Genomic DNA, 298 nt, shown 5'->3' on the forward strand with positions numbered 1-298 from the left:
CTCTATCCTCATCGGAGGTTGGGCAACCAACGCGCGAGTTGGCGGGGAGATAAGCCACGACATCGACCTGATTATCACCAACCAGAGCCTGCGCCAGGTGCTCCCTCAACGGCTCGACGAGTACAGCGAGAACGAGTTGCATAGCGGTGGTAAGAAGGCTCGCGGGAACGCCGACGGTGTGCACGTTGACGCATACTTCCCGTACGAGTCGAAGCTTGGGTCGAAACTCCTCCTCGACGTCGGGGTCCTCACCCGATTCGTCGACGCGGACTTCACAGTGTATGGCTGGCTCATGCTT

Annotated in this window: 1 protein-coding gene; it reads left to right on the top strand. The window is 59.4% G+C overall.

The window, feature by feature from the left end; translation table 11 throughout:
- A partial coding sequence (locus SB717_RS34960; RefSeq protein ID WP_410907481.1) for a hypothetical protein occupies window positions 1-298 on the top strand: 298 nt, incomplete at both ends.

Origin of the sequence: Priestia sp. SIMBA_032 (genome assembly GCF_046535215.1) — a bacterium.
Classification (GTDB): domain Bacteria; phylum Bacillota; class Bacilli; order Bacillales; family Bacillaceae_H; genus Priestia; species Priestia aryabhattai.